This window comes from Stutzerimonas stutzeri, from assembly GCF_038561965.1.
Classification (GTDB): Bacteria; Pseudomonadota; Gammaproteobacteria; order Pseudomonadales; family Pseudomonadaceae; genus Stutzerimonas; species Stutzerimonas stutzeri_AA.
In genome coordinates this window covers 118,637-131,541 of record NZ_CP139348.1, presented here as the reverse complement: position 1 = coordinate 131,541, position 12,905 = coordinate 118,637, and the positions used below count along the sequence as shown (strand labels likewise).

General features: G+C 61.6%; 8 protein-coding genes. All 8 read left to right on the top strand.

The genetic code is table 11. The features are described 5' to 3' along the window. Positions 1-47: 47 nt before the first annotated feature. From tssF to SM130_RS00510, 8 genes are read left to right on the top strand one after another with little or no spacing between them, the layout of a single operon-like run. Entirely contained in the window at positions 48-1,838 is a 1,791-nt protein-coding gene (gene tssF / locus SM130_RS00545; protein WP_102823908.1) for a type VI secretion system baseplate subunit TssF, read from the top strand. Beyond that, a complete protein-coding gene (gene tssG, locus SM130_RS00540) occupies positions 1,802-2,809 on the top strand; it encodes a type VI secretion system baseplate subunit TssG (protein ID WP_102823907.1) in 1,008 nt (335 codons plus the stop codon). Before tssF ends, tssG begins: the two co-directional genes overlap by 37 nt. 11 nt (positions 2,810-2,820) lie before the next feature. Then, the gene (gene tssH, locus SM130_RS00535) at positions 2,821-5,412 is read left to right on the top strand and encodes a type VI secretion system ATPase TssH (RefSeq protein WP_102823906.1); all 2,592 of its coding nucleotides are present in this window, start codon (positions 2,821-2,823) and stop codon (positions 5,410-5,412) included. Between the two features lie 10 nt (positions 5,413-5,422). Beyond that, positions 5,423-6,931, top strand: a complete 1,509-nt coding sequence (locus tag SM130_RS00530) for a sigma-54 interaction domain-containing protein (protein ID WP_102824605.1) — start codon at positions 5,423-5,425, stop codon at positions 6,929-6,931. 15 nt (positions 6,932-6,946) lie between these two features. Next, entirely contained in the window at positions 6,947-9,028 is a 2,082-nt protein-coding gene (gene tssI / locus SM130_RS00525; RefSeq protein ID WP_342369080.1) for a type VI secretion system tip protein TssI/VgrG, read from the top strand. A gap of 8 nt (positions 9,029-9,036) precedes the next feature. Then, entirely contained in the window at positions 9,037-9,513 is a 477-nt protein-coding gene (locus SM130_RS00520) for a hypothetical protein (RefSeq protein ID WP_102826858.1), read from the top strand. Positions 9,514-9,540: 27 nt separating this feature from the next. Further along, entirely contained in the window at positions 9,541-12,381 is a 2,841-nt protein-coding gene (locus SM130_RS00515; protein WP_102826859.1) for a hypothetical protein, read from the top strand. Beyond that, positions 12,382-12,792, top strand: coding sequence for a lysozyme inhibitor LprI family protein (locus SM130_RS00510; RefSeq protein WP_102826860.1), 411 nt, complete (start codon positions 12,382-12,384; stop codon positions 12,790-12,792). The last annotated feature ends 113 nt before the right edge of the window (positions 12,793-12,905 follow it).

Below are 12,905 nucleotides of genomic sequence, written 5' to 3'. Positions count from 1 at the left end.
AATCCGCACAGCGCCGGACACGGAACGACAAGGATGAATCGTTAGACATGTCTTTCAACCACTACTACCAGAGCGAACTCACCGCCCTGCGCCAACTCGGCAAGCGCTTCGCCGAGCGCAGCCCGGCGCTCGCGCCGTTCCTAGGGCAGGCCGGGCGCGATCCGGATGTCGAGCGGCTGCTCGAAGGGTTCGCCTTTCTCACCGGGCGGCTGCGGCAGAAGCTCGATGACGAGCTGCCGGAGCTGACCCACTCGCTGATGCATCTGCTGTGGCCGAATTACATGCGCCCGCTGCCTGCGTTCAGCATGCTGCAGTTCGATCCGCTGAAACGTCCGGGCCCGGCGCTCACAGTACCGCGCAACACCCCTGTGGAATCCAATCCTGTGCAAGGCGTCAGCTGCTGTTTTCGCACGGCCTACGCCACCGAAGTGCTGCCGCTGGCGTTGCAGGCGCTGGAGTATTCGGTAAAGGGCACTGGCGCGCTGCTCAGCCTGCGCCTGCAGATGAGCGCCGACGGCCATCTTGGCGAGATCGGCCTCAGTCATCTGCGCCTGCACCTGGCCGGCGAGCCCTATATCAGCCAGCTGCTCTACCTGAGCCTGTTGCGTCACCTGGGCGGCATCGAACTGGTGCCGCTGGACGATCAGGGCAAACCGCTGTCCGGCCCCGATGGCAGGCCGCTGGCGCCCTTGCAGCTCAACGCCAAGCAAGTCGAACCGGTAGGTTTCGCTGAAGACGAGGCGCTGATCCCCTACCCGCTCAACACTTTCCGCGGTTATCGCTACCTGCAGGAATATTTCGCCTTCCCGGACAAGTTCCTCTTCGTCGATCTCAAGGGTTTGGAGATCATTCAGCGCATTCCAGACGACCTGCTCAAGCAAGCCCGCGGCCTGGAGCTGCGCTTCGACATTCACAAGGCCGGCGTGCAGCGCATCCGCCCGACTCTGGATAACGTGCGCCTGTATTGCACGCCCGTGGTCAACCTGTTCCCCCATGATGCCATCCCGATTCGCCTGGACGGCAAGCAGGACCAGTACCTGCTGCTGCCCGCCGAATACGATTCACAGCAGTGCGGCGTGTTCTCGGTAGACCGCGTGACCGGCTGGAAACCCGGCGGCATGGGCTACGAAGAATACGTACCGTTCGAGTCCTTCGAACATGACGCCAGCTTCGATGTGCCGGTGGCGCGCCCCCACTACAGCGTGAGGCAGCAGCCTTCGATGCTCGGCGAAGGCCAGGAAACCTGGCTGGGATTCGGTTTGCGCAGCCTCGACCAGCACGAGACGCTGTCCATCGAGCTGACCTGCACCAACCAGAACCTGCCGCGCCAACTGAAGCTCGGCGACATCTGCAAGCCCAGCGAAGACACCCCGGAATTCCTCAGCTTCCGCAATATCTCGGCAGTCACCCCGAGCTATGCCCCGCCACTGCAGCGCGACTACCTGTGGAAGCTGATCAGCAACATGTCGCTGAACTACCTGTCGCTGGCCAACGTCGAGGCGCTCAAGGTGATCCTCGAGACCTACGACCTGCCGCGCTATTACGACAAGCACGCCGAGAACGTCAGCCGCCGCCGTCTCGGCAGCCTGACTCACGTCGCCCACCAGCACGTCGATCGCCTGCATCGCGGGCTGCCGGTGCGCGGCGTACGTACCGAAATGACCATGAACCAGGACGGCTTCATCGGTGAGGGCGATCTGTTCCTCTTCGCCTCGGTGCTCAATGAATTCTTCGCCCTCTACGCCAGCCTCAACTCGTATCACGAGCTGCGCGTGCAGAGCACACGGGGAGAGGTGTACCAATGGACGCCGCGCATGGGCCAGCAACCGCTGCTCTGAAACCGCTCAACCGCGGCATCCGCGAGTACAGCCTGTTCCAGGGCGTGCTGCTGGTGCTCGATCGCCTGCGGCAGTTGAATCCCGGCCTGGAGGACGAGGCGCTCTACGAGCAGCTGGAGTTTCAGGCCAACCCAAGCCTGGGCTTTCCCGGCAGTGATATCGAGCAGGTGCAGTTCTTCCAGGAGCATGGCGAGTGGCGGGCGCGCCTGCGCATCAACCTGGTCAGCCTGTTTGGCGCCGGTTCGCCATTGCCGGCGTTCTACGGCGAACAGGCACTGGGCGACAGCGAGGACGGCAACCCGACCCGCGACTTCCTAGACCTGTTCAACAACCGCCTGCAGCGCCTGCTGTTGCCGATCTGGCAGAAATACCGCTACCGCGCCCGCTTCACCAGCGGCGCCCATGACCCCTTCTCCGAGCAGCTGTTCGCCCTGGTCGGGCTCAGCGGCGAGGCCATCCGCAGTGCACCGGAGCTGAACTGGAAGCGACTGCTGCCCTATCTCGGCCTGCTCAGCCTGCGCGCCCACTCGGCGGCATTGATCGAATCGGTGCTGCGCTACTACTTCAAGCACGCCGAGCTGAACATCGAGCAGTGCCTGGAACGCCAGGTGGAAATCCTCGGCGAGCAACGCAACCGTCTCGGCCAGGCCAACAGCCAGCTGGGCGAAAGCCTGGTGCTCGGCGAGCGGGTCCGCGACCGCGGCGGCAAATTTCGCATTCATATCCGCCAGCTGGACTGGAATCGCTTCCACGAATTCCTGCCCATCGGCAGCGGCTACCAGCCGCTCTGTGCACTGGTGCGCTTCACCCTGCGCGATCCACTGGATTACGACCTGCGCCTGGAGCTTCGCCCAGACGAGATCCGTGAGCTGCGCATCGGCGCCGAAAACAACTGCCGCCTCGGCTGGACCAGCTGGCTCGGGCGCGAACGCGCCGACGGTCTGGTCACCCTGGGCAGCAAAACTCATTAAGGAAGATGAAAATGATCAATGTCGACTTGCAACAGCTGGTACTAGCACTAGACGCCGAAACCAAACGCGACTTGGAAAGCGCCGCTGAACGCTGCGTGGTGCGTGGTGGCAGCAAAATCCTCGTCGAGGATCTGCTGCTCGGTCTGCTCGAGCGTCCTGAGGGGCTGCTGACGCGAGCCCTGCTGGATGCCGAGGTGGACGCCGGCGCACTGGCGCAGGCGCTGCAACCACGAGGCGAGCGCAGCGAGTCGCGCAATCCGGTGTTCTCCACCGAACTGGTGCAGTGGCTGCAGGATGCCCTGTTGGTGGCCAGCCTGGAGCTCGGTCAGAGCCAGATCGACCAGGCCGCGCTGATCCTCGCTCTGCTGCGTAATCCGCTGCGCTATGCCGGCAGCCACTACCAGCCATTGCTGGCCCGGCTGGATGCCGAGCGCCTGCGCGACTTCGCCCTCAGCCAGCAGCCGCAGACTGCGAATGGCAAGCCGGCAGCCGGTGGCGAGTCGAACCTGTCGCGCTTTACCCACAACTTCACCCAGCAGGCCCGCGACGGCAAGCTCGACCCGGTGCTCTGCCGCGACTCGGCGATCCGCCAGATGATCGACATCCTCGCCCGACGGCGGAAGAACAATCCGATCGTGGTCGGCGAGGCCGGGGTGGGCAAGACTGCCATCGTCGAAGGCCTGGCACTGCGCATCGCCGCCGGCGAAGTGCCTGCGGTACTCAAGGGCGTCGAGCTGCTCTGCCTCGACCTCGGTCTGCTGCAGGCTGGCGCCAGCGTGAAAGGCGAATTCGAACGCCGTCTGCAGGGCGTGATCGACGAGGTGAAGGGCTCACCCAAGCCGATCATCCTGTTTATCGATGAGGCGCACACGCTGATCGGCGCCGGCGGCCAGGCCGGCAGCGGCGATGCCGCCAACCTGCTCAAGCCGGCGTTGGCACGCGGCGAGCTGCGCACCATCGCTGCGACGACCTGGAGCGAATACAAGAAATATTTCGAGAAGGACCCGGCCCTGGCCCGGCGCTTCCAGCCGGTGCAATTGCACGAGCCGACCGTTCAGGAAGCCGTCACCATTCTGCGCGGGCTGGCGCCGGTCTATGAAAAGAGCCACGGCATCTACCTGCGCGACGATGCCGTCGCGGCCGCCGCCGAGCTATCGGCTCGTTACCTGGCTGGCCGACAGCTGCCGGACAAGGCGGTGGACGTACTGGATACCGCCTGCGCGCGGGTGCGCATCAGTCTCGCCGCCGCGCCCGAGGCGCTGGAACGTCTGCGTGGCGAAATCGCCGAAGGCGAGCGCCAGCGTGAAGCCATGCGCCGCGATCTGGCCGCCGGCCTGCCGGTCGATGCGGCTGCCCTGGAGCGGCTGGAGCAACGCCTGATCGCGGCGGGGGACGAGATCGAGCTGCTCGAATCCCGCTGGGCCAATCAGCGCCAACTCGCCGAGCGCCTGCTCGACCTGCGCAAACGCACGGCCGAAGCGCGCAGCGATACGAACGAGGACGGAGAAGCACCATCGCTCGATGAGCTGGAGGCCGAGCTGCGCGCCGTGCAGACCGAACTTGCCGCGGCCCAGGCCGAGCAGCGACTGGTCAGCCATGAGGTCTGCCCGCGCCTGGTGGCGGAGGTGATCAGCCACTGGACCGGCGTGCCGCTGGCGCAGCTGGCCCGTGAACATAACGCACAGGTCGCCAACTTCGCCGCCGATCTTCGCGCCCGGGTGCGTGGACAGGAACAGGCCGTGGAAGCGCTGGATCGCGCCATGCGCGCGGCAGCAGCCGGGCTGAACAAACCCGACGCTCCGGTGGGCGTGTTCCTGCTGGTCGGCCCCAGCGGCGTCGGCAAGACCGAAACCGCACTGGCCCTGGCCGACCTGCTGTACGGCGGCGAACGTTTCCTCACCACCATCAACATGTCCGAATTCCAGGAGAAACACAGCGTTTCCCGCCTGATCGGCGCGCCTCCGGGTTACGTCGGCTACGGCGAAGGCGGCATGCTCACCGAAGCGGTGCGGCAGAAACCCTACTCGGTGATCCTGCTCGACGAGGTGGAGAAGGCCGATCCGGATGTGATGAACGTCTTCTATCAGATCTTCGACAAGGGCGTGGCGAATGACGGCGAAGGCCGCGAGATCAACTTCCGCAACACCCTGATCCTGATGACAAGCAACCTCGCCAGCGAGCGCATCGCCAGTTTCTGCACCGCCGGGCAGCGGCCGACTGCCGAGGACCTGGAACTGGCGATACGCCCGCAGCTGTCGCAGCACTTCAAGCCGGCCCTGCTCGGGCGCATGCGCGTGGTGCCCTATTACCCGATCGCCGGTGAGGTGCTCGACGAGCTGGTTGCGCTCAAGCTTGCGCGCTTCGCTGAGCGGTTGCAGCGGCGCCAGCTGCAGTTCAGCCACTGCCCGGCGCTGGTCACGCACCTCTCCGAGCGCTGCGGCGACAGCGACAGCGGCGCGCGACTGATCGACCACCTGATCGAGCAGCACCTGCAACCGCTGGTTGTGGACCGCCTGCTTGATGCCATGGCCAGTGGTGAGCCGCTGCAGCGGGTGCATGCCACGCTGAATGGCGACGGCGCGCTGATCTGTGAGTTCGCCTGAGATGTCCGCGATGTTCAATCAGGTGCCACAACCACTGCGCTATGCCGAGGCCCTGCTGGGGTGTTTCGCCGGGCTGGCACGCGCGGCGAACGCCGACAGCCTGCTCGGCGGGCTGGTGGAAACCGCCGCGCAGCTGAGCGACTGCCAGCTAAGCCAGCTCTATCTGCTGGACGCCACCCACACCCGCCTGACGCGCTGCGCTGAATGGCACAACGGCCTGTTGCAGCCGCGCGAAGCCACTAGCCTGCCGAGCGATTACGACGGCGAGCAATTGCTGCAGTACTGCCTGTGCCAGAACCAGACCCTGTGCCTCAGCGAACTGGATAGCAGCCTGCATGCTTCGGGTTTCCTGCCGGATAGCCCGAAACCCTGGCGCAGTCTGCTCTGCCTGCCGGTGCATGACGAGCAGCAGCGCGCCGCCGGCCTGCTGCTCACGGCCAGTACCGAGTCGCGCGAGCTACAAGGCTTCAGCGGCTCCTTGGCCCAACTCGGCGCCTTCGGCCTCGCCCAGCTGCGTCTGCTCCAGCGTCTGCGTGCACCCGGCAGTACCGCGCCACCCGCCGCACCGGTCAGCCCCTGCGCCAGCGGTTACGGCCTGATCGGCGACAGCCCACGCATGCGGGCGGTCTACCAGCTGATTGGCAAGGTGCTGCACAGCCCGGTCAGCGTGCTGCTCACCGGTGAAACCGGCACCGGCAAGGAACTGGTGGCGCGCGCCATCCATGACTGCGGTTTCCGCCGCAGCAAGCCCTTCGTCGTGCAGAACTGCGCCTCGTTGCCAGAGCAGTTGCTGGAAAGCGAACTGTTCGGTTACCGCAAGGGTGCCTTTACCGGCGCCGACCGCGACCGCAGCGGCCTGCTCGACGCAGCAAACGGCGGCACCCTATTTCTCGACGAGATCGGCGATATGCCACTACTGCTGCAGGCCAAGCTGTTGCGCGTGCTGCAGGAAGGCGAAGTACGCCCGCTGGGCTCCACCGAAACCCACAAGGTAGACGTGCGAATCGTCGCCGCCACCCATCGCGACCTGCGCAGCCAAGTGGAGAACGGCCTGTTCCGCGAGGACCTGTTCTATCGCCTCTCCAATTTCCCTATCGAGTTGCCGCCCCTGCGCGAGCGCGACGAGGACATCCTGCGCCTGGTCCGCCATTTCGCCGACAAGGCCTGCGCCTTCCTGCAGCGCGATCTGTGTCGCTGGTCCGACGCCGCGCTCGAACGTCTGGCAGGCTATGCCTTCCCCGGCAACGTGCGGGAACTGAAGGGCCTGGTGGAGCGCGCCGTGCTGCTCTGCGAGGGCGGTGAGCTGCTGCCGGAACACTTCAATCTGCATGTGGAGGCGAGCCTGGACAGCAGCCTGAACCTGCGCGAACGCATGGAGCGGGTCGAACGCAGCCTGCTCATGGATTGCCTGCGCAAGAACGGTGGCAACCAGAGCCAGGCAGCCCGCGAACTCGGCCTGCCGCGGCGCACCCTGCTGTATCGCATGGAACGGCTGAATATCAGCCCGGCCGATCTCTAAGGAAGGAAAGACGCCATGTTCAACCCAGCCAACCAGGCCCACTTCACGCTAACCCTCGAAGGCATCGAGCACGACTTCAAGGTGCTTGAGTTCCAGGGCCGCGAGGCTATCAGCCAGCCCTATCGCTTCGATCTGGAACTGGTCAGCGAGCGCCCCGACCTGGATCTGGAAAGCCTGCTGCATCGTCCGGCCTTCCTCGCCTTCGCGCCGGATGGCAGCGGTGTCCACGGGCTGGTGCATCAGGCCGCTCAGGGTGAATCCGGCAAGCGCCTGACCCGCTACCGCCTCACGCTCGTGCCGCAGCTGGCGTATCTCGCCCATCGCACCAACCAGCGCATTTTCCAGTACCTCAGCGTGCCGCAGATCGTCGCCCAGGTGCTCGAAGAACATGGCATCCAGGCCGACGCCTACCGCTTCCAGCTCGGCCCGGTGATCTACCCCGCGCGTGAATACTGCGTTCAGTACGACGAATCGGACCTGCATTTCATCCAGCGTTTGTGCGAGGAAGAAGGTATCCATTACCACTTCGAGCACAGCGCGGCCGGCCATGTGCTGGTCTTTGGCGACGGCCAGACGGTCTTTCCCAAGCTCGCCGTCACCGCCTATCAGCAGGACAGCGGCCTGGTCGCCGACCAGCCGGTGGTCAAACGCTTTGGCCTGCGCCTGGAGACCCGCACCACCCGCGTCACGCGCCGCGACTACGACTTCGAGAAGCCGCGCCTGACCATGGAGGCGTCCTTTCACAGCGACTTCCAGCCGGATCTCGAGGACTACGACTATCCCGGCCGTTTCACCGAGCGCACCCGTGGCAAGCACCTGTCGCAGCGTGCCCTGGAACGCCATCGCCACGATTACGAACTGGCCGAAGGCGAAAGCGACCAGCCGCGACTGGTGAGCGGACATTTTCTCCTTCTCAGCGAGCACCCCCGCGCCGACTGGAACCAGCTCTGGCTGCTCACCGAAGTGCTGCATGAAGGCAAGCAGCCACAGGTGTTGGAGGAATCAATTACCAATGTCCCAGCTCACCACGGACTGGCCCCCTCTCCCCTATGGGGAGAGGGCTGGGGTGAGGGGGCTCTTGCCAGCTCCGACCTCCAACAAGGCTACCGCAACCACTTCACCGCCACCCCCTGGGACATCCCCTTCCGCCCGGCTCTGAAGCATCCGAAGCCGAAGGTTCTCGGCAGCCAGACCGCCGTGGTCACCGGTCCTCCCGGCGAAGAAATCCACTGCGATGAGTACGGCCGAATACGCGTCCAGTTCCACTGGGACCGTGAAGGCCAGGCCGACGACAAGACCAGCTGCTGGCTGCGCGTTAGCTCCAGCTGGGCCGGCGACCGCTACGGCGGCATCGCCATTCCGCGAGTCGGCATGGAAGTGCTGATCACCTTCCTCGAAGGCGACCCCGATCAGCCGCTGGTGACAGGCTGCCTGTACCACAAGGAACACCAGGTCCCCTACGACCTGCCGGCGAACAAGACTCGCACGGTGTTCAAGACCCTGAGCTCCCCAGGCGGTGGCGGTTACAACGAACTGCGCATCGAAGACCGCAAGGGCGCCGAGCAGATCTATGTCCACGCCCAGCGCGACTGGGACGAGAACATCGAGCACGACCAGAAAAGCCGCGTCGGTCACGAACGCCACGACACCGTCGAGGCCAACAGCTACAGCGAATTTCGCGCCGAGGAACACCTGACCGTTGCCGGCGACCGCAAAGTGGAAGTCAAACCCGACGACCACCTCACCATCGGCCAGACCCAACACATCAAGCTCGGCACCGCCCAGCTGACCAAGGCCGGCCGCGAGATCCATCTCAAAGCCGGGCAGAAGATGGTCATCGAAGCCGGCATCGAGCTGACCCTCAAGGCTGGCGGCAGTTTCATCAAGCTCGACCCGGGCGGCATCACCGTCTCCGGCCCGCTGGCGCGAATCAATGCCGGCGGCGCGCCGGGCAAGGGTTCAGGGATCAAGATCAAGCCGCCGGTACTACCGGGGATTGCAGATAGGGATAAGGCGGGGAGTTTGTTGGAGCAGGTGTCCGCCAGTCCGCTCAACCGAAAAAAGAAAGTCAAAAGAATGATGAATTTTTCAGGCTGAACCAAACGATGAATATCAACCTCAAGAGCCGTCGCCCCTTTCACCACCCTGCACGCCAGACCTTGCTGTTCGTTCTGTCCTGCGGGTACCTGGCTGGCTGCGCCGCCCTAGAACTCGAACCCATCACTTATCAGGAAGCCGTCAGTCGGTATCAGGAAACAGGCGGTATCGAGAATTATCGCTGCGCACTGGTTGCAGCCGATGACCAATATCGGGCCATACGTGACGCCCAACCGATTGCCGTCGAGATAGATGAAGTGTTGTTCGTAAAAACTGCCGGCACCGTCCAAGAGCTGCAACAGACCGATATAACCGAAACCCGTACGGCCTACGCTGCTGATGGCATGACCGCCACGCTCACCATGGTCCGGCAGTTCAATTATTCAGAGTACAACGAGTCGGACGACCGACACGTTGACCTTGTCATCGAAGTGGAAGGCAAGACAGAGATCTACAAGACCTTCGGAGCGGCCTGCGGCCTCTAAGCGCACGACTACAGCCTAGGAACGGACATGACAGGACGTCGCTACAAAATTGTTGAAAGTGTCGGAAACCGCATCGAGGATGTGTTTCGCTACGAAGACCTCGCCAAACATCACCCTTCTTTAGGGCGTGAGCCAAACCGCGAATACGAGACCATCAACGGACAGCTCGAAGAGGTGCGCCATGTCGGTGGCCGCACACTCATCAAGAAGGATTTCGTGTTGCTCGTCGAAGGCAGCAACCAATCCATCCCTGTTCCCAGCCCCTTGGCCGGCTATGCCAAGATCAACCGGGCTTACGGCACGCTGCAGATTTATGACGCCCCGAGCAACGGACAGCTGCTCGGGCAGATCCTGCATCTTCACCCGGCATTCAAAGTCAACGATGGAGATGCAATCACATACGGTCAGCATATTGGCCTTCAAGCCGGAACGGACAGGGCGGGCGGGCAGAGCTACGCCATTCACGTCCATGCCGAATTCGAAGAAAGCGTTTTCAAGCGTTATATCGCGGACATGGTCAACGGCACCCTGAGCCCGGATGACGAAAAGCCAAAAGCCGCTGTTAGTGGCAGCGAAAACGGCGCCAAGGGAGATTGGTGCTACCCATGCAAGCCCGTAGCAGGCCACTCGTTGCAACCGCTGACCGCACTATGCAAGGCCCAGGCAGGCTTCTATCCCATCGGCGGGAATGGGCTGTGGCATGGCGGCATTCATTTCGACAGGGGCACATCTGGAGCCTTCGATCAGAGCCGCGTCAACTGCATCACCCATGGAGAAGTGGTCGCTTATCGGATCGATGACGAATATCCCATCAGCACCTACACCGGCAAACCGCCGCTTCAGATACAAGCTCCGTTTTCCACGGGTTTCGTGCTGGTCAAACATACGCTTCAGGCCAAAGCCTTCATTACCGAGAGTGACCCGAAAGCAAATCCGCCGGCGCTGACAATCTTCAGCCTGTACATGCACCTCAAGTGCTGGAAAGACTATCGCCAAGACGAGAAGCTGGAGCGACCGTCATTCTGGGCTTCAGGGTTGTATACCGTTAGCACCAGCAGCGGCGAGCTCAACGTCAGAGCCGAAGCCCGAATGAACTCACCTGTCGTGGGCAAGCTCAGTAGAGGCGCCCAGATCCGCGCATCGGGCGAAGGTGCGCTTCTCAAGCTCGAACACGTGATTAGCGGCAACAACGAGCCGGTGCTGACGCCACAGGTAGATGGGTCTATGCCTGGCTATGTCTCTTCTTCCTTTCTGACGGCCCAATCAAAACCCAAGGCGCTGGGCTCCGTGGTGCTTCTTAATCCACCCGTGCCCATCAAGGCCGGTGATCTGATCGGCCATCTAGGCAAGTACCAGAATCAAAGCGACGGTTTACCTCAGGAGCTGCTGCATCTGGAGGTCTTCAGTTGTGAGGACGTGCCATCGTTCATAAGCGAAAGCCGCAAGTGGGCACATAATCTGCCGGCGGAGAAAAAGAGTTTGCTAAAGGTCCATGCGGGTGCCAGCAAGTTGATCTGTCACCAGGGTGACATCAATAGCGGAAACCCTCCTAAGCAGAGCGATGAGGGATCCGAGATCGGCGTCGACCTGATCCTGCCGCAAAGTCTGCTGGACGTGCTTCCAAACGAGGCCAAAATCAGGCTTCCTGCCAACAACACGGCTTACAGCCATTCACGCGAGACCATTTGGTGGCGACTTGATGATCTGTTAGCCGACAAGGAAGGCCAGCCCATCAGCGGCTGGCTACCGGAACAGGAGTTGATCACCACCCGCCACAGTCCCTGGGAGTGGGAAGGCTTCGAATGCCTTGAGGATGCTGATCCGCCCAGTTCAGGACTCGCCTACTACCTCAACGCGGCGCTTCGCCTGTCCGACGACGAGAAAGCCAGCTACCAGGGTGTCGTCGACCAGGCCGACAAAGGCCCGGTGCGCAGCCGCCTCTACGACATCATCGACACCAACCGCGACGGCAAGATGACCTCCCGAGAGATCCAGGGGGCGCTGGAAAAGCCTTGGCACGCCCAGTCCATCTCGCAGCTCATCACGCGACATGAAAGTGAGTGGTTTTGGAATGCGGCGCGTTGGGACGAACTCGATGAGCTGATGGGCCACCGCTCCGATGATCCCAATCAGGATTGGGCCGAAGAGAAGAACCGTATCAAAACTCTGAGCTGGTGGGGCGATATCGCCGGGAACTACTCTATTCGCGCAGATGGGAAAGCTTGGCACTTCCAACCACTCGCCCTTATCGGCGTATTCAGTACTGTAGCGAAGGCCCTCCCTACGATTAGCGAAGGGAGAATAACATTTGACGCCGAAGGAAATAATACCCCCACATCTCCATTCTTCAGCCGGGTCGTTCATTGGCCTGGAAACGATCTATCGGGAGTCACCCTCGGTCGTGGTTATGACATGGGCTCCCGGCCCAAAACAGAAATCTACGATCATATGACAAGTGCCGGAATTGCACACGACCAGGCAACCAAGATTGCTCAGGCGCACGGAAAGAAAGGCGTGATTGCTCAGCAATTTGTTAGAGAGCACAAAGCTTCCATTGGGCAAATAACTCTCGAGCAGGAAATAGTCCTTTTCAACATTATCTATCCGAACTACGTAGATCGTGCTATCAGAAACTATGACCACTGGACCGCGAGCGAGCCTGAAAGAACCGAGTGGAACGCCCTAGATCAGGTCATCAGGGATGTGCTGGTTGACTTCGTCTATCAAGGCTTTACAAAGGGGCCCAACCCGATGAAGGCTGGAATGAGGAATGATAAGGCCGAACTGATACGCTACATAGAAAATACGCCTGCCATTAGACAGTATGAGCCAGGGCGAAGCAGAGCTCGCTACCTTAGGAATAACTAAATGTTCAATAGCCGAACAATAGCTCTAATTTTTTTAATTCTATTTGTGCGTACAGCATTAAGCGATGATGTTAGTAATCCATGCAAAGAGATTGAAGCCTCCTCTCAGATAGCACTGTGCGCGCAGTATAACAAAGAGCAATCTGACGCTTTTCTTAACTCATCGTACAAGGCTACCTTGAATCGAATCAGACTTCAGTATCGAAATTCCCCTTTTCTAGCAAACCAATACATTTTCCTATTAAAGACGGCGCAGCGAGAGTGGATCGATCTGCGAGACGCAGATTGCAAGCTTGAAGCCTTTGAAATAGAGGAGACCGCAGAGGCTTACCAAGTAACGATTGATAATTGTATCGCTAAAATGAGTGATGACAGGGCGGACTATCTGAATCGCATCGCCCCTGACATATGAGGACTCTGGAAACAATCGGGTATAGGCTTCGCTCGAGATTTTAAAGTATGGGGTGGACCGCACCGACACTATTGTCCGTCACGCAAAAAGATGCCGCCGTATTGCCATCACCC

Coding starts and splice junctions, on each gene's coding strand:
- tssH (WP_102823906.1), top strand. CDS start 2,821: ATGATCAATGTCGACTTGCAACAGCTGGTACTAGCACTAGACGCCGAA.
- SM130_RS00520 (WP_102826858.1), top strand. CDS start 9,037: ATGAATATCAACCTCAAGAGCCGTCGCCCCTTTCACCACCCTGCACGC.
- tssF (WP_102823908.1), top strand. CDS start 48: ATGTCTTTCAACCACTACTACCAGAGCGAACTCACCGCCCTGCGCCAA.
- tssI (WP_342369080.1), top strand. CDS start 6,947: ATGTTCAACCCAGCCAACCAGGCCCACTTCACGCTAACCCTCGAAGGC.
- SM130_RS00515 (WP_102826859.1), top strand. CDS start 9,541: ATGACAGGACGTCGCTACAAAATTGTTGAAAGTGTCGGAAACCGCATC.
- SM130_RS00530 (WP_102824605.1), top strand. CDS start 5,423: ATGTTCAATCAGGTGCCACAACCACTGCGCTATGCCGAGGCCCTGCTG.
- SM130_RS00510 (WP_102826860.1), top strand. CDS start 12,382: ATGTTCAATAGCCGAACAATAGCTCTAATTTTTTTAATTCTATTTGTG.
- tssG (WP_102823907.1), top strand. CDS start 1,802: ATGGACGCCGCGCATGGGCCAGCAACCGCTGCTCTGAAACCGCTCAAC.